Annotated in this window: 14 protein-coding genes; 4 read left to right on the forward strand and 10 right to left on the reverse strand. The window is 73.4% G+C overall.

All coding sequences use genetic code 11. The annotated features are described in order from the left end of the window. Window positions 1–68 precede the first annotated feature (68 nt). Window positions 69–326, reverse strand: coding sequence for a DUF6158 family protein (locus tag SRB5_RS13410; protein WP_194292920.1), 258 nt, complete (start codon window positions 324–326; stop codon window positions 69–71). A gap of 136 nt (window positions 327–462) precedes the next feature. Here SRB5_RS13410 and SRB5_RS13415 point away from each other — a divergent pair, with 136 nt between their 5' ends. Continuing rightward, a complete protein-coding gene (locus SRB5_RS13415) occupies window positions 463–1,260 on the forward strand; it encodes a methyltransferase domain-containing protein (RefSeq protein ID WP_153452160.1) in 798 nt (265 codons plus the stop codon). A 37-nt stretch (window positions 1,261–1,297) separates the two neighbouring features. Here SRB5_RS13415 and SRB5_RS13420 read toward each other — a convergent pair whose 3' ends face one another. From SRB5_RS13420 to SRB5_RS13435, 4 genes are all read right to left on the reverse strand, one after another. Then, the gene (locus SRB5_RS13420) at window positions 1,298–3,325 is read right to left on the reverse strand and encodes a DUF5107 domain-containing protein (RefSeq protein ID WP_323377864.1); all 2,028 of its coding nucleotides are present in this window, start codon (window positions 3,323–3,325) and stop codon (window positions 1,298–1,300) included. A gap of 43 nt (window positions 3,326–3,368) precedes the next feature. Then, window positions 3,369–3,911, reverse strand: coding sequence for a GNAT family N-acetyltransferase (locus SRB5_RS13425; protein ID WP_153452161.1), 543 nt, complete (start codon window positions 3,909–3,911; stop codon window positions 3,369–3,371). Beyond that, the gene (locus SRB5_RS13430; RefSeq protein ID WP_153452162.1) at window positions 3,904–4,293 is read right to left on the reverse strand and encodes a glyoxalase superfamily protein; all 390 of its coding nucleotides are present in this window, start codon (window positions 4,291–4,293) and stop codon (window positions 3,904–3,906) included. The genes SRB5_RS13425 and SRB5_RS13430 overlap by 8 nt, the downstream gene beginning before the upstream one ends. A 204-nt stretch (window positions 4,294–4,497) precedes the next feature. After that, window positions 4,498–4,746 carry a lipopolysaccharide assembly protein LapA domain-containing protein gene (locus SRB5_RS13435; RefSeq protein ID WP_153452163.1) on the reverse strand — a complete coding sequence of 83 codons (249 nt, stop codon included), beginning with the start codon at window positions 4,744–4,746 and terminating at the stop codon, window positions 4,498–4,500. 77 nt (window positions 4,747–4,823) lie between these two features. Here SRB5_RS13435 and SRB5_RS13440 point away from each other — a divergent pair, with 77 nt between their 5' ends. Next, window positions 4,824–5,627 carry an HAD family hydrolase gene (locus SRB5_RS13440; RefSeq protein ID WP_153452164.1) on the forward strand — a complete coding sequence of 268 codons (804 nt, stop codon included), beginning with the start codon at window positions 4,824–4,826 and terminating at the stop codon, window positions 5,625–5,627. Between the two features lie 140 nt (window positions 5,628–5,767). Here the strand turns inward: SRB5_RS13440 and SRB5_RS13445 are convergent, their stop codons facing one another. Further along, the gene (locus tag SRB5_RS13445) at window positions 5,768–7,963 is read right to left on the reverse strand and encodes a M4 family metallopeptidase (protein ID WP_323377865.1); all 2,196 of its coding nucleotides are present in this window, start codon (window positions 7,961–7,963) and stop codon (window positions 5,768–5,770) included. Between the two features lie 142 nt (window positions 7,964–8,105). Between SRB5_RS13445 and SRB5_RS13450 the strand changes: the two genes are divergently transcribed. Both SRB5_RS13450 and SRB5_RS13455 read left to right on the forward strand, forming a co-directional pair. Next, window positions 8,106–9,074 (forward strand): LysR family transcriptional regulator, encoded by a 969-nt coding sequence (locus tag SRB5_RS13450; protein ID WP_153452165.1) that lies wholly within the window; start codon window positions 8,106–8,108, stop codon window positions 9,072–9,074. A gap of 62 nt (window positions 9,075–9,136) precedes the next feature. Continuing rightward, window positions 9,137–9,547: a cupin domain-containing protein gene (locus tag SRB5_RS13455; protein WP_153452166.1), complete on the forward strand. Its 411-nt coding sequence runs from the start codon at window positions 9,137–9,139 to the stop codon at window positions 9,545–9,547. 6 nt (window positions 9,548–9,553) lie between these two features. On the opposite strand, the gene SRB5_RS35865 is transcribed toward SRB5_RS13455, so the two are convergent. From SRB5_RS35865 to SRB5_RS13470, 4 genes are read right to left on the reverse strand one after another with little or no spacing between them, the layout of a single operon-like run. Further along, window positions 9,554–10,489 (reverse strand): S66 peptidase family protein, encoded by a 936-nt coding sequence (locus tag SRB5_RS35865; RefSeq protein ID WP_323377866.1) that lies wholly within the window; start codon window positions 10,487–10,489, stop codon window positions 9,554–9,556. Continuing rightward, the gene (locus SRB5_RS35870; protein ID WP_194292921.1) at window positions 10,486–12,474 is read right to left on the reverse strand and encodes a prolyl oligopeptidase family serine peptidase; all 1,989 of its coding nucleotides are present in this window, start codon (window positions 12,472–12,474) and stop codon (window positions 10,486–10,488) included. The genes SRB5_RS35865 and SRB5_RS35870 overlap by 4 nt, the downstream gene beginning before the upstream one ends. Before the next feature lie 58 nt (window positions 12,475–12,532). Next, on the reverse strand, window positions 12,533–13,861 hold the full coding sequence (locus SRB5_RS13465) for a M20/M25/M40 family metallo-hydrolase (RefSeq protein WP_153452167.1): 1,329 nt from the start codon (window positions 13,859–13,861) through the stop codon (window positions 12,533–12,535). After that, complete coding sequence (locus tag SRB5_RS13470) at window positions 13,854–14,687, reverse strand: M55 family metallopeptidase (protein ID WP_153452168.1); 834 nt, start codon at window positions 14,685–14,687, stop codon at window positions 13,854–13,856. Before SRB5_RS13470 ends, SRB5_RS13465 begins: the two co-directional genes overlap by 8 nt. Window positions 14,688–14,736 lie beyond the last annotated feature (49 nt).

The following is a 14,736-nucleotide window of genomic DNA, read 5'->3' on the forward strand; positions in this document are numbered from 1 at the left end:
GGCCCTGGATCCACCCTGGCAGATCGCGGGGTCCGATGAGCGGCCCGGTGACCTGGGGTCATGCCCTCCTACGTACGGTCGCGGGCCCCGTCGCGGGTGCGGCCCGGGGCCACCATGCGTTCGGGGTGGCGGCGCAGATACTCGCCCTCGAGTTCGGCCATGCGGGTGTTGTGCGCGGCGAGGGACGCCGGGGAGCCGTGCAGCAGGGTGTCGTGGCGGGTCCGGTGGATGGTCTCCAGCTCCCGGATCAGCTGGTGCTCCGGCAGCTCGTGCGGTGCGACGCCATGGACACGGGTGTCCGTCTCACGATCGGTGGCCTCTGGCATGGCAGCGTCCTCTCTGCTCAGCGGTCCTGGGGCCAGGATCGGGTACCCGGCGGGCGGCGGCTATTCCAGACGGTCTACCGTCTCGTATCCCAAGACAAATCTTCTCGGTATACGAGAATGTGGCTAAGGTCGACGCATGGTCACCTACACACACGGGCACCACGAATCCGTCCTGCGCTCGCACCGCTGGCGCACCGCCGAGAACTCCGCCGCCTATCTGCTGGGCGAGCTCCGTCCGGGGCTGGACGTCCTGGACGTCGGCTGCGGCCCCGGCACCATCACGGCCGATCTCGCCGCCCTGGTCGCCCCCGGCCGGGTCACCGGCGTCGACACGTCGGAAGGCGTGCTGGCGGACGCGCGCGAGGAGGCCGCGGCGCGCGGGTCGGCGAACGTGACCTTCGCGGCGGCGGACGTGGAGCGGCTGGACTTCCCCGACGACTCCTTCGACATCGTGCACGCCCATCAGGTGCTCCAGCACGTCGGCGATCCGGTGCGGGCGCTGGCCGAGATGCGCCGGGTGTGCCGGCCGGGCGGGGTGGTCGCCGCCCGGGACTCGGACTACGCGGCGATGACGTGGTTCCCGCAGGTGCCGGAGCTGGACGGCTGGCTGGCGCTGTACCAGCGGGTGGCGCGGGCCGGCGGCGGCGAGCCGGACGCCGGGCGGCGGCTGCTGAGCTGGGCGCACGCGGCGGGCTTCACGGACGTCACCGCGGGCGGGTCGGTGTGGTGCTTCGCCTCACCGGAGGAGCGCGCCTGGTGGAGCGGGCTGTGGGCGGACCGTACGACCGGTTCCTCGTACGCCGCGCTGGCCGTGGACGGCGGGCACGCCACGGCGGCGTCGCTGGAGCGGATCGCGGCGGCGTGGCGCGAGTGGGGGGCCGCGGAGGACGGCTGGTTCAGCGTCCTGCACGGGGAGATCCTCTGCCGGGTGTGAGTACGCGGGGCCGGGGACGTGTCCCCGGCCCCGGCGATCACGCCTCCGGACGCATCCGGAAGTCGTAGCGCTCCGGCAGCGGATGCTCCGTACGGGCCCGCTCACGCACCTCGTCCGTCACGGGACCGTCGCCCGCCACGAGCCGTACGGCGATCTCGTCCCAGAGTTCGCCGAGAATCCAGGCGCCCTCCCGCAGATCGGCGACCTCGAACCCGGCGTCGAACACCGCCCGCGCGGCAGGCACGTCGCCCTGGGCGAGGAGCACCTGGGCGCGCAGCAGCCGGAAGCGGCCGCGTTCCAGCACCGAGGGGCGCAGCCGGTCCAGCACCCGGGCCGCCTCGTCCGCCTGCCCGGCGGCCAGCAGCGCGGGGACGGCCTCGCGGGCGAGCGCGGTGAGGAAGTGCTTCCAGTACGTAAGGTCCCAGCACCGGTCCACGGCCTCGTCGAACGCCCGCCGGTAGTAGTCCGCCGCCCGCGCCGCCTCCCCCGCCCCGGCCTCCGCAACGGCCAGGCACCGCAGCGTCCACGGCGCCTCGCCGTCACCGCCCGCGGCCCGCTGCCAGCTGCGCACCGCCTGCGAGACGTCACCGGCGTGCCACTGCGCGACCCCCAGGTGGTAGTCGGCGTCGGGCGACGGCACCGCGCCCTCCAGCAGCTGCCGCCACGGCCGCGACACCAGCGTCGGCCTGGGGGTGTGCGCCTGCGGATCGTCGGGGAAGGCGCCCGTACGCAGCAGCTCGGACCACGGCGCCTGCTCCGCCCCCAGCGTCGCGGGGTCGAACGGCGTGCCGGGCAGCGCGAATCCCGCCCGCTCCACCTCCAGCGCCCCCCAGCCGGAGCCGGTGGCCAGGGACTCCTTCGGTTCGGCGTCCGCGCAGGGCAGCCACGCCGCGAACGCCGCGTCGACCGCCGCCCGCGGCAGCGCCTCCTCCAGCCGCCCGGCGACGGCCCCGCGCGCCGCCGCCCAGTCGCCGCCGTGCACCGCGGCGGGGTCCGCGGCGAGCGGCCCGTACGCCTCCAGCCAGGCGAAGGAGCCGCCGGGGTCGAGGGGGATGTGCTCGAGCTGGGTGCGGGCGAGGCCGGCCTGGATCTCCAGATAGCGGCCCTCGGTGCCGCCGTTCAGCCACCGCTGCCAGCGCGAGCCGCCGCGCCCGTTCCCCCACAGGAACAGCTTGCGCCCGCGCAGCGCGTCCGTGGACGTCTGCACGAGGCCCCGCCCGTCGGCGTCCAGCGCGGTGATCCAGCGGCGTTCGCCGTCGGGCAGCTCGAAGAAGTAGTCGGCGGGGTATTCGCTGCGCGTGGTGTACGTGACGTCCGTCCCGTCGTACGAGGGGACGGGCACCCGGTCCAGCGTGCGGGCGTAGCCGAAGTGCCAGGCCTCGTCGGCGGGGGTGAGGACACGGGTGTCGGGGCTCTCGGGGACCGCGATGTTGGACCACCAGTACACCGGCTTGACCTCGTCGTGCGGATTGCGCACCCGTACGCCGACGTAGAGGAAGTCGGAGTCCTCCGGCAGCCACATGTCGACCTGGTACGGGAGGTCGCGCAGCCGCTCCCACTCCCACAGGCGCAGCATCTCGCCGCCGTCCGGCGCCGGGACGCGCGCCGCGTGCATCGGGGCGCAGGTGAGGGTGGTGTGGCCGGTGGCGCCCAGGTTCCACTCCACCCCGCCGGAGAACCAGGCGCCGGCGAGGGCGAAGTCGGCGTACTGCAGGACGGGGTTGACGTACAGCAGCTCGCGGTCGAGGCCCTTGTGGTAGAGGGACCGCAGCCGGCCGCCGAGGCCGGGGAGGACGGTGGCGCGCAGCCGGTCGTTCTCCAGCACCAGGGCCTCGGCCTCGGTGGCCGTGCGCCTGCGGCCGTAGCCGTCGAGGCGCCGGACGGGGAGGGTGTCGCGCAGCGGCGCGTAGCCGATCTGGCGGGCCATGTCGGGCGGGAGGTCCCGCTTGGCGGCGGCGTCGAGGTGGTGGAGTTCGTCGAGGGTGCGCAGGGCGGGCAGCGGGTTCGCCGGGCCGAGCAAGGCTCCGGGCAGGGTGAGCGTCGTACGCCGTATGGTCGTGGGCACGGCGTCAGTTGACCACGGAGCGGGGCCGGTGAAAAGGCCCCGGTCAGCCGTCCTGGACCATACCGGCGGTGATCGCCCAGCGCTCGTGGTCGCGCCAGGCACCGTCGATGAACAGGAAGTCCGGCGAGAATCCCTCCTGCCGGAACCCGGCGCGCCGCGCCAGTGCGAGGGACGCCTTGTTGCCGGGCTGGATGTTGGCCTCCAGCCGGTGCAGCCCGAGCGGCCCGAACGCGTACCGGATCACCAGACCCAGCCCCTCGGTCATATGGCCGCGCCCGGCGCCGTTGGCGAAGGCGCCGTAGCCCACGGCGCCGCACTGGAAGGCCCCGTGGACGATGTTGTTGACGTTGACGAAGCCGACGACCGCGTCGGACTCCGTCTCGCAGACCAGGAACCCCTCCGTCGCCGGCGCCTCCAGCCGGTCGATCAGGGCGCCGAAGGCCTGCGGGGTGGCGGGCAGGGAGAGCCAGCCGTCGTGCAGCTCGCGGCTCTCGTGGACGCGGGCCAGGTACTCGGCCTCGTCCGCCCGCCGGTTGTAGCGGATCGCGGTACGGGTGGTGCGGGCGAGGTAGGTGGGGTCAGACATCGCCCGAGTCTACGAAGTCCGGCTGAACGAGCCGGATCCGGTTGCCGAAGGGGTCCGTGAGCTCCAGGATCGTCCCGATCCGGGCGTCCTCCTCCAGCCCCGGCTTGAGGTACGGGTAGTGCTTCGCCCCCAGCTCCGCGTGCAGCTCCCCCACCCCGTCGACCTCGGCGTACACCGCGGATCCCGGGGTGGCGTCGCCGTAGTGCTCCGACAGGTGGAGGACCAGATCACCGCGGGAGACCTGGAGGTACACCGGGAGCCCCTCGGCGAACCGGTGCTCCCAGTCGACGCTGCACCCCAGGTAGTCCACGTAGAACTCGAGGGCCTTGGCGAGATCGAAGATCCGCAGGACGGGTATGGTGCGCCGGAAAAAGACCGTCATACCGCTCACTATGCACGCTGGGCCCCGATCGGGCGACGGGTCCCGGTCACGGTCTCCGCCGCGCCCGGGCCCGCAGGGAATCCACCGGGCGGCGTGGTTTGCGGACGGCCGCAGCGGAGAGCCGCGGGAAACCGCAGTACCGGGTGCGTCGGGTGCCGCGCCGGCGTGCGTGGACTGATCCGGGCCGGACGCGCCAGGGCCGCGCTATCTCGGTTCGTAACGCCGTCTGCCGCGCACCATCCAGCCGACCAGGACCCCGATCAGGCCCACGCCGAGCAGCGCCAGCCACAGCGGCATCGACACCTCCGAGACGATGAGGTGGATCTGGGTCTCGTCGGTGTTCTGGAAGACGAAGACGAGCGCGAGGATCGCCAGCACGGCGGTGACGACCCGGCCCGGGGTCAGCCGTTGGCGCCAGCCGGGTTTCGCGCGGCCGCTCGTTGAGGAAGCCATGCTCCACCATGCACGCACCCCGGGGCCGGGCGCCCGGCCCGTACCGCCGAACAGGTGACCGCCACTAGCCTGACGCCATGCCGCTCCCCGCGCTCATCGCCACCGACCTGGACGGCACGCTGCTGCGCCGCGACGGCTCGGTCTCGCCCCGGACCCTGGCCGCCCTGCGCCGCGCCCGCGCGCACGGCACCCGGATCGTGGTCGTCACGGCCCGCCCGCCGCGGTACGTCGACGCCCTCGCGGAGGCGACGGGGCTCACCGGGCTCGCGGTGTGCAGCAACGGGGCGCTGGTGTACGACCTGGAGTCCCGTACGGTACGCGACAGCCGGGCGCTGGCGCCGCCGACGGCGAGGCGGGTGGCCGACGCGCTGGACACGGCGCTGCCGGGGATCGCGTTCGCCGTGGAGAGCGGGCTGCGGGTGTGGTGCGAGCCGGCGTTCGCGTGGCGGTCGTCGAGCGACGGCGGGTCGGAGGTCGTGGTGCCGGGACGGGCACAGCTGTGGCTGCGGGAGGCGCCGATCGTGAAGCTGCTGGCGTGGTCGGCCCGGCTGGACGTGGACGTGATGCACGCGGCGGCGGCCGCGGCCGTCCCGGGGCTGGCGGAGGTGACGCACTCGGGCGGGCGGGGGCTGCTGGAGATCAGCGCGCCGGGGGTGACGAAGGCGGGGACGCTGGCGGCGCTGTGCGAGGCGGCCGGGATCGCGCCGTCGGGGGTGCTGGCGTTCGGTGACATGCCGAACGACCTGACGTTCCTGCGCTGGGCGGGCGCGGCGTACGCGGTGGCCAACGCCCATCCGGCGGTGCTGGCGGCCGTACCGTCGCACACGGCGGCCAACGAGGACGACGGGGTGGCTCTGGTGCTGGAGCGGTTGTACGGATAGGGGGTGTCGGGCAAATCCCCGCAGGTGAAGGAGCGGCGCGAGCGTGCGTGCCGGGCGTCGCGACGCTGCGGGGATTTGCCCGACACCCCCTGGGCCGGGCACGGAGGGTGCGGCTCCGTGCCCGGCCCTGTCGGGGAGTCTTACGGGTTGTTCACCCCCAGGGTGTAGGTGCCGGAGCCGGCGTAGGCGTGGACGACGTAGCGGTAATAGCCGGCGGTGCCGTTGTAGGTGACGTCCTCGTTCTCCTCGGGCGTGGTGCCGGAGGCGACGGAGGTCCAGGTCGACCCGTTCCACTTCTGCAGGTACAGGTCGAAGTCGGTGCCCGCGGGACCGCGCAGGCAGCCGTGGTGGACGCCGGAGACGGTCGAGTAGTAGTACGAGCCGTTGGGCTGAACGGCCTGCCCGCCGCTGCTCAGCGTGCCCTGGTAGGTGAACTCGGGGTTGTCGCAGCCGGTGGGCGGTGTGCCGCCGCCGACCGTCAGGTTGTACGTGACGGTGTGCTCGGCGCTGCCGGTGCCCCGCACGGTGATCGGATAGCTGCCGTTCGCGGTCCCGGCCGCCACGGCGACCGTCATCGTCGAGGAGCCGCCGGAGGTGACGGACGCCGGGGAGAAGCTCACCGTGACCCCGGCAGGCGCGCCGGAGGCCGTCAGCTGGACGCTCTGCGCGGTGCCGGACGTCGTGGCCGTGGAGACCGTCGACTGGGCGGAGGCGCCGGGCTGGACCGAGCCGGCGGACGGGTTGAGGCTCAGGGAGAAGTCATTGCCGGGGTTGGTGCCGCCGCAGTCGGCCTCGCCGGACTGGACAGGTACGCCGATGCCGTTCCACGCGGCCTTGACAGCGTTGCACTCCGCGCTCCCGTAGGTGTTCTTCGCGGCGGCGACGGTGGCCCGCCGCGCCTGGAGGTGGTTCCAGTTGGAGGTCTTGGCCAGCAGACCGCCCATGAAGATCTTGCCGGCCTTCTGGACGCCGATCCCGGTGATCGACGACGGTCCGCCGCTGCAGATGGGGCTGGAGGGCTGGCCGTTGGTGGGGGCGTTGCCCTCGGCGAGCAGGAAGAACCAGTGGTTCTGCGGGCCGGCCGCCGCGTGCACCTCGGTGCCCGAGTTCAGCTGCGGGTAGCAGTTGGGGTCGCCGGCCAGAGACGGGTTGTACATCCAGCGGATGGGCTGGTTGTTGCCGAGGAAGTTCATCATCTCGCCGACCGTGTAGTCCGGCCGGTCGTTCGGGTTGTTGAGGTAGGCCTCGGTGAGCGCGCCGAATATGTCGCCGCTCGACTCGTTCATGCCGCCGTTCTCGTTCGACGTGCCGGCGCTGCCCGGGGTGTTGTCGAAGACCTCGTGGCCGTACTCGTGGGCCACCACGTCGATCGCGGTGAGCAGCTCGGTGCTGTTCTGGTTGTGGCCGAAGTACGTCTTGGAGCCGTCGTAGTAGGCGTTGACGTCGTTCAGCCCGACCTGGGAGCGGACCATGCCGCCGCGCCCGTTCTGGCCGTTGTAGCCGAACCACGAGTTCAGCATGTCGTACTCGCCCTGCGCCGCGTACATCACGTCCACGCAGCCGGTCTCGTAGTTCGTGGCGCCGCTGTTGCCCCACACGTTGTCCGGTCCGGTGAACGCCGTGGAGCTCGTACCGCAGCGCAGTCCGGTGCGGACCGGGTCGGTCATGGAGTAGCTGGAGCCGGAGCCGGAGGTGTCGATGTCGACGGTGCCGTTGTGGTAGCCGTAGCCGGTGGCGTCGTGGACCTGGTCCGTGGACTGGGCGACGGCCCCGGTGCGGGCGTCGACGTAGGTCTCCAGCGCGGCGGGGGTGCCGTTCGCGCGGGCGCCGGTCACCGTGGTGCGCCAGGCGAGGCGGGCCTTCTTGCCCTGGAGCAGCACGGTCAGTTCGGGCGCGGTGGCCTCCTCGACGGTGGCGAGCTGATGGCGGGCGGTGGCCTCGGCCGCATCGGCGGCGACCGAGGCCCGCGTCCCGACGGAGATCGGCGCCGCGGCGCTGCCGGTGACGTCGCGGACCCGGCCCTTGGTGTCGGAGAGCACCACGGCGTCGCCGCCGCCGGCCACGGGCAGTCCGCGGTAGGTGCGCTCGTACGCCGTGTAGTAGAGGCCGTTCGCCCAGGGCGTCACCCTGGTGCGCACCATGGTCTCGTCGGGGCCGTGGCGCAGTTCGTCGAGACCGCTGCTCGCCGCCGTGTCGGCCGCGGCGAGGGCGGCGGCCTTTCCGGCGCCGGGCGGGGCCGGTGGACCGGCCGCCGTGGCCGTCGTACCGCCGACGGCGAAACCGGCGGCGGTCAGAGCCAGGGCCGCCGCGACCGCCGTGAGCCTGCTGGACTTCACGTCAACTCCCTTGGTGGTGTGGGGGAAGAGGACCGCCCGGCGGTGGGATGGAAGGGCGGTCCTCCGAGACGGAAGTATCGGCATGCGCATGCCTCGCCGGGATATCCCACCGGGTCTAACGCCAGGGTTATACGCTGCGTAAATGCAGCTGGAGTTGAGGCATCTGGAAGCTGTCTGCCGGATCGCCGACGCCGGATCACTGGCCCGCGCGGCCCGGCTGCTGGGCGTGTCGCAGCCGGCGCTGTCCGCGCAGCTGCGACGCATCGAACGGGTCGCGGGCGGTGAGCTGTTCGAGCGCGGACCGGCGGGCGTGGTGCCGACACCGCTCGGCGAGTACGTGCTGGACCGGGCGCGGCGGGTGCTCGGCGAGATGGAGGAGCTGGCCGCCGGGGTGCGCTCCGTACCGACGGCGGGGCCGCTGCGGCTGGGGTGCATGTCCATCGCCCTGCTCGCCGCGATGCTGACGAAGCCCGATCCGCGGGTGGCCGGCCGGGAGCTGACCGTGGAGAACGTGGAGTCGCTGACCGCGCTGGTGCGGCAGCTGACCAACGGGCGCTACGACGCGATCCTGTACGCGGAGATGGGCGACCGGGAGGCGGTGCTCCCCGAGGGCTCGCGGGTACGGACGCTGGTGGCCCGTGAGCCGGTGTACGTGGGGATATCCGCCGCCCATCCGCTGGCCGCGCGGGAGGAGATCGCGCTGGCGGACCTGGCCGGGGAGCAGTGGCTGGCGATGCTGTGCGAGGACGACGGCGGGCCGGAGCAGTTCGCCCGCGCCTGCTCGGACGCGGGCTTCACCCCGGTGTTCCGCTACCGGCTCTCCGACTGGCAGCTCAACCGGCGGATGATCGCCGCGGGCGGCGCGGTCGGCCTGTACCAGCCCACCGCGCGGGAGCGCGACGGGCTCGCCCTGCGTCCGCTGACCGGCGAGCCGCTGTCCGCGCGGATCAAGCTGGCGTGGCTGCGGTCGGGGCTGTCGGCGCCGTTCGCGGACGCGCTGTACGACGCGGCGGCGGGAGCGTATCTGGCGAGCGTCGACAACAACCCGCGCTACCGCGACTGGTGGGACGACCACCCGGAAGCCCATCCGGAGGTACGCGGGCCGGGGTGAGGTGTCACATCGCGGGTGCCTCGCCGGTCAGTACTGATGATCGGAGATACCAGGAGGTACCCATGGGAAGGCCGCGTACCGAGGCGTGGAAGACCGCGCTGACGATGCTGCAGGACGTCACGCCCCCGTTCATCCCGGAGGGAGCGCAGGCCATGACCGTCGTCATCGAGTACCCGGCCGGGGACGGGGGCGCACCGCCGCACAAGCACCCCGGTCCGGCGTTCGGGCTCGTGCTCGAGGGCGAGATGCTGATGGAGCTGGAGGGGGAGCCGGAGCGGGTGATCCGCGCCGGTGAGGCATTCTGGGAGCCGGGCGGCGACCTCATCCACTACCAGGACGGCAACAACCGGGACGACATCCCGCTGAAGTTCACGGTCACGATGATGTGCGCGCCGGGCAAGCCGATGTTCGACATCGTGCCCGAGGAGGAGCTGGCGAAGCGCGCGGACCGCCGGGCCCCGCGCCCCGCATAGCCCTCCTCACGCCAGCGCCGGGACCTCGAACGTCAGGGTCCCGGCCGCCGCGTCGAGCTCCGCCGGGACGCCCAGGGGGAGGGTGAGCGACGGGACGCCGTGGCCGAAGCCCAGGTTCTCCAGGATCGGGACCCCGAGGGGGCCGAGGCGGTCCAGGATCACCTCGCGGATGCGGTCGTACGGGCCGCAGTCCTGCCAGGAGCCCAGCGCGACGCCCGCGACGCCCGTCAGCCAGCCGGAGCGCAGCAGCTGGGTGAGGATCCGGTCCAGGCGGTAGTCCTCCTCGTCTATGTCCTCGACGAGGAGGATGCCGCCGGCCACCGACGGCCGCGCGTCCGCGGTGCCCAGACCCGCCGCGAGCAGGCTGACGCAGCCGCCGACGGTCACGCCCCGGGCCCGGCCGGGGACCAGCGGCCCGGCGGCCGGCGAGGTCACCGTCCGTACGGCCTCCGGCTCGAACAGGGTCTGGCGCAGATGCTCCCGGGTCACGGCGTCCTTGCCGAACGCGGCCCAGGCCGGCATCGGCCCGTGCAGGGTGACGAGCCCGAGGTGCACGGCGATGGCCTCGTGCAGCGCGGTGGCGTCGCTGAAGCCCAGATACAGCTTGGGCCCGGCGGCGCGCAGCCGCGCCCAGTCGACGAGGTCCGTCATCCGCTGCGCGCCGTAGCCGCCGCGGGCGGAGAACACCGCCGCCACGTCCGGGTCGCACCACGCGGCCTCGAAGTCGCGGGCGCGGGCCTCGTCCGTACCGGCGAGATAGCCGAACCGGGGGTGGGTGTCGTACGCGTGCGGCAGAACGAACGGGTCGAGGTCCCAGCCGCGCAGGATGTCCATCCCCACCTCGAGGTTCTCCCGGGGGAACGGGCCGCTCGGCGCGACGATCGCCACCCGGTCGCCGGCTCGCAGCCGCCGCGGCCGGACGAGCTCCGGCACCGCGCTCACTGCCCGAGCTCCAGCACCGGCACGCCGGGCGCCTCGAACCCGAACGTCTGCGCGTACAGCGACATCTCGGCGTTGACGGCGGAGATCATGGTGTCCGCGCGCCGGAAGCCGTGCCCCTCGCCCTCGTACGTGAGATACGCGTGCGGCACGCCGCGCCCCGCGATCCGCTCCAGGAACCGCTCGCACTGCACCGGCGGGCAGATCACGTCGTCCAGACCCTGGAGCAGGACGAACGGCGCCCGCACCTGCTCCGCCCGGTTGACCGGGGAGCGTTCGGCGAAGCGCTCCGGCACCTCGTCCAGCCGGCCGACCAGCGACACCAGGTACTCGGACTCGAAGTCGTGGGTCTCCCCCGTCGCCCAGCCCGTGAGGTCGAGGATCGGGTAGATCACCGTGCCGCAGGCGTACAGCCCCTCCGTCAGCGGCGACGTGAGCGACGCGGCCGACGTCCAGCCGCCGGCGCTGCCGCCGCGGACGGCGAGGCGGGCCGGGTCGGCGAGGCCCTCGTCGGCCAGCGCGCGGGCGGCGGCGGCGCAGTCCTCGACATCGACGACGCCCCACTGCTCGCGCAGCCGGTTGCGGTACTCGCGGCCGTAGCCCGTGGAGCCGCCGTAGTTGACCTCGACGACGCCGATGCCGCGCGAGGTGAACCAGGCCAGCTCGAGGTCCAGGACCAGGGGCACCTGCCCGGTCGGCCCGCCGTGCACCCACACCACGTACGGCGGCAGCTCGCCCTCGGGGGCGGCGAAGTCCGGGTTGTGCGGCGGATAGAGGTGGGCGTGCACCTCGCGGCCGCCGGGGCCGGTGAACGTGCGGTGCTGGGGGCGGGGGTAGTACGCCGGGTCCACCACGTCGCGGTGGGCGGCGCCGACGACGCGGGTGTGGCCGGTGGAGGTGTCCAGCTCGACGATCTCGTGCCCGGTGTACGGGCCGGCGGCCACCCCTGTGACGCGGTCGCCGCTGACGGCGAGCGCGGACGCCCACTCCGTCCAGGAGCCGGGAACGTCGGCGAGGTCGCCGGTCTTGGGGTCGAGGATGCCCAGGCGGGTGTCGCCCTTGCCGTGCACGGCGGCGATCAGGCCGCTCGCCAGGGGGGCGAACCAGCGCAGGCCCAGCTTCCACAGCCCGCCGGCGAACTCCTCCTCGCGCGGGCACAGATTGACCGCCTCGCCCGTCGCCGGGTCCACCTGGTGCAGGTTCCACCAGCCGGTGCGGTCGGTGGCGGCGATCAGCGAGCCGTCCGCCGCCCATTCGGCCTGCGCGACGGACTCGTCGGGGCCGCCGGCGACGGTGCGCGCGTCCTCGAACGTACCGTCCGCCGTGATCGCGGCGACCCGCAGCTCGGTGCCGTCCCACGGCATGCTCGGGTGGTCCCAGGTGATCCAGGCGACCTGCCGGCCGTCGGGAGAGATCCGCGGGCCGGTGACGAAGCGGCGGCTGTCGTCGGTGAGTTCGCGCACCTTCGTACGGTCCCCGGCGGCGGAGCCGTCCAGCGGGACGGCGGCGATGACGCGGCGGACGTCGGTCGGGCCCTCGCCGGTGAACTCCTCCAGCACGCACCAGACCTCGCCCAGCTCCGCCCGCACCACCGGCTCGCACCAGCGCAGTCCGCCGCCGGTCGCCGAGACGGGGGTCAGCGGGCGCGGCGCGCCCCCGGTGTCCGGCTCGACGGCGTACAGCCGCTGGTCGGCGAAGTCCGTGAAGACGACCAGCGGGCCGGACGGGGTGACGACCCCTGCCCAGGGCTGGCCGCCGTACTCGTGCACCCGGTTGCGTACGTTCCACGGGGCCGGCAGGACCGACTCCTCGGTGCCGTCCGCGCGGCGGCGCATCAGGGCCCGCCGGCCGCCCTCGGTGGGCCGGGGCGCGGTCCACCACACCTCGTCGCCGACGGCGCCGAGGTATTCGGGCCGGCCGTCGCCGGACGCGGCCAGCTCCGCGGTGAGGGGCGACTCCCAGGAGCCGTAGGGGGCGAGGGTCACCATGGGAAAGCGGTCTCCTGTCGTGCGTGCGGTACGGGGGTGGGGGCGGGGCGCCTCACGTTCAGGCGTGGCGCATGAACCGGTCCAGCACCCGCACTCCAAAGTGCAGCGCGTCGACCGGCACCCGCTCGTCCACGCCGTGGAACATGGCGCCGTAGTCGAAGCCCGGGGGCAGCCGCAGCGGCGAGAAGCCGTAGCCGGTGATGCCGAGGCGGGAGAACTGCTTGGCGTCCGTGCCGCCCGACATGGAGTACGGGATCACGTGCGCCTCCGGGTCGAACTCCTGGAGCGCCGCCCGCATCTTGGCGAACGTCGGCGAGTCCACCGGCGCCGTGAGCGGCACCTCGCGGTGCTGGAACTCCCAGTCGACGTCCGGGCCGGTCAGCTCGTCCAGCGTGGCGGCGAACTCCTCCTCGCCGCCCGGCACCATCCGGCCGTCGATCTGCGCGGTGGCCGTCCCGGGGACCACGTTGACCTTGTACCCGGCCTCGAGCACCGTCGGGTTGCTGCTGTTGCGCACGGTCGGCTCGACCAGCGACGCCGCCGGGCCGAGCTTCGCCAGCAGCGCGTCGACGTCGAAGTCCGGCGCGTCGGGGTCGGCCTCGATGCCGTGCAGCGCGGCGAGCTCGATCAGCGCGGCCCGCACGGTCGGGGTGAGGCGCACCGGCCACTGGTGCGCGCCGATCCGGGCGACGGCGGCGGCGAGCCGGCTCACCGCGTTCTCCCGGTTGACCTTCGAGCCGTGGCCCGCGCGGCCGTGCGCGGTCAGCCGCAGCCAGGCCGTGCCCCGCTCACCTGCGGCGACCGGGTAGATCCGCATACGGGGGCCGGCGTGGAAGGTGTACGCGCCGGACTCGCTGATGCCCTCGGTGCAGCCCTGGAACAGGTCCGCGTGCTTGTCGGCGAGGAAATCCGAGCCGAACTCGGCGCTGGCCTCCTCGTCCGCCGTGAACGCCAGCACGATGTCGCGCCGCGGCCGCACTCCGGCGCGGGCCCAGGCCCGTACGACGGAGAGGATCATCGCGTCCATGTTCTTCATGTCGACGGCGCCGCGCCCCCACACGACCCCGTCGCGCACCTCGCCGGAGAACGGGTGCACCGTCCAGTCCGACGCCTGCGCCGGGACGACGTCGAGATGACCGTGCACCAGCAGCGCGTCCGCGCCCGGGTCGGTGCCCTCGATCCTGGCCACCACGTTCGTCCGGTCGGGGGCCTTCTCCAGCAGCGTGGGCTCGATGCCCGCGTCCGCCAGCCGCTCCGCCACGTACTCCGCGGCCACGCGCTCGACGCCGTCGCCGCCGCCGTGGTTCGTCGTGTCGATCCGGATCAGGTCCGAGGTGTACCGCACCACCTCGTCCAGCGCCGTCTGGTCCACCGCTGCCTCAGCCATACTGCTCCTCCACCGCTGCCGAGACGAGCGTGGTCACGGCCTTGAAGGCACGGATCGCCTCGTACATGGTCTCCGACGTGTACGCGACCCGGCGCTCGCCGCTCGGCGCCACGCCGGGCACCACCGTCGCCGCGCCGGCCAGATGCTCGGCGTCGAACTCGAGCTCGATCGTGAACGGTCCGCCCTTCACCGGCTCGTGCCGCACCGCGAGCGCCGCCGCCTCCTTGGCCGCCGCCCGGATGTCGGCCGCCGTACGGTGCGGGGTGCGGCACACCGCCGCGTACCGCGACACGTAGTCCTTCACCGCGACGCCCCGCGCGTCGGGGGCGTAGCCGAGGGAGTCCTCGACGGCCTTGTCGTCGCCGGTGACCAGCACCACCGGCACCCCGTACTCGGCGACCACATGCGCGTTGAGCAGGCCCTCGCTGGCCCGCCTGCCGTTCAGCCAGACCCCGGTGATGGAGTTGGCCAGATACGTGTGCGCCAGCACGCCCTCCGTACCGGCACCCGTGTGATAGCCGACGAAGGCGATGCCGTCGATGTCGCCGTGCTGCACGCCCTCGACCATCGACAGCGACTTGTGCCGCCCCGTAAGCATCTGGGCGCGGTCGTCCAGCTGCTCCAGCAGCAGATTGCGCATCGACCAGTGCGCCTCGTTGATCAGCACCTCGTCCGCGCCGCCGTCGAAGAACCCGAGCACCGCGGCATTGACGTCGGAGGTGAACATCGGGCGACAGCGTTCCCACTGCGCGCCGCCGGGCAGCACGTCTGCGGGCCAGGTGACGCCGGTGGCGCCCTCCATGTCCGCGGAGATCAGGATCTTCATGCGGAGAACGGTACGCGCTCGGCGGACCTGGAAAAACCCCTGTGGATAA

The organism is Streptomyces smaragdinus (assembly GCF_009604385.1).
GTDB classification, from domain to species: domain Bacteria; phylum Actinomycetota; class Actinomycetes; order Streptomycetales; family Streptomycetaceae; genus Streptomyces; species Streptomyces smaragdinus.

What these genes read in the sequence shown, in the direction of transcription:
- SRB5_RS13430 (WP_153452162.1), bottom strand. Translation starts at nt 4,293, where the DNA reads ATGACGGTCTTTTTCCGGCGCACCATACCCGTCCTGCGGATCTTCGAT.
- SRB5_RS35870 (WP_194292921.1), bottom strand. Translation starts at nt 12,474, where the DNA reads ATGGTGACCCTCGCCCCCTACGGCTCCTGGGAGTCGCCCCTCACCGCG.
- SRB5_RS13465 (WP_153452167.1), bottom strand. Translation starts at nt 13,861, where the DNA reads ATGGCTGAGGCAGCGGTGGACCAGACGGCGCTGGACGAGGTGGTGCGG.
- SRB5_RS13440 (WP_153452164.1), top strand. Translation starts at nt 4,824, where the DNA reads ATGCCGCTCCCCGCGCTCATCGCCACCGACCTGGACGGCACGCTGCTG.
- SRB5_RS13415 (WP_153452160.1), top strand. Translation starts at nt 463, where the DNA reads ATGGTCACCTACACACACGGGCACCACGAATCCGTCCTGCGCTCGCAC.
- SRB5_RS13410 (WP_194292920.1), bottom strand. Translation starts at nt 326, where the DNA reads ATGCCAGAGGCCACCGATCGTGAGACGGACACCCGTGTCCATGGCGTC.
- SRB5_RS13455 (WP_153452166.1), top strand. Translation starts at nt 9,137, where the DNA reads ATGGGAAGGCCGCGTACCGAGGCGTGGAAGACCGCGCTGACGATGCTG.
- SRB5_RS13450 (WP_153452165.1), top strand. Translation starts at nt 8,106, where the DNA reads ATGCAGCTGGAGTTGAGGCATCTGGAAGCTGTCTGCCGGATCGCCGAC.
- SRB5_RS13470 (WP_153452168.1), bottom strand. Translation starts at nt 14,687, where the DNA reads ATGAAGATCCTGATCTCCGCGGACATGGAGGGCGCCACCGGCGTCACC.
- SRB5_RS13435 (WP_153452163.1), bottom strand. Translation starts at nt 4,746, where the DNA reads ATGGCTTCCTCAACGAGCGGCCGCGCGAAACCCGGCTGGCGCCAACGG.
- SRB5_RS13425 (WP_153452161.1), bottom strand. Translation starts at nt 3,911, where the DNA reads ATGTCTGACCCCACCTACCTCGCCCGCACCACCCGTACCGCGATCCGC.